Here is a 490-nt window from a genome sequence, read left to right as displayed (position 1 = left end):
CTAAGTCCGCTAACAGGGACTGGTAAACACGCACATACATCTCACCTAAGCGTTCGATAAAGGCAGCAGAGTACAGGCTCGCATCAAAGGTCATGTCTAAACCAATTTCATCCAGTCCCGAAAGCCGACTGAAGTTCATCACCAACCCGTAGTTGGTCTGCTCATAACCACTGCCGCCTAATAACTCAACCCCTTGCTCTTCTACACTTTCCTGTACCGCTTCTAACGCATGGAAATGCGTGTAGTTAAAGGACACTTCACCAAAGTCCTGACCCAGTGATTGCTGGATAACCGATAACGGATAACGACGATAACCCATGCCTTTACGGTAGGTGTCATTCACACGCGCCAGTAACTCAGACCAGCTCCCCGGCTCAAGCGATACGGCAAGCGGTAACGAGTTTAAGTACAAGCCTAAACTCTGCTCAGCACCTTCCTGCTCCGGTCGACCGTTCACGGTCACACTGCTCACCGCATGCGCTTCACCACT

The 490-nt window shown here is 50.8% G+C and carries 1 protein-coding gene; it reads right to left on the bottom strand.

All coding sequences use genetic code 11. The annotated features are described in order from the left end of the window. Positions 1-490 (bottom strand): condensation domain-containing protein (locus AN214_RS21905; RefSeq protein WP_152960860.1); only part of this gene is annotated, 490 nt, incomplete at both ends.

Source organism: Pseudoalteromonas sp. P1-9 (genome assembly GCF_001399975.1).
GTDB lineage: Bacteria > Pseudomonadota > Gammaproteobacteria > Enterobacterales > Alteromonadaceae > Pseudoalteromonas.
The sequence above is the reverse complement of the archived record's forward strand: the minus strand, read 5'-3'. Positions and strand labels throughout refer to the sequence as shown.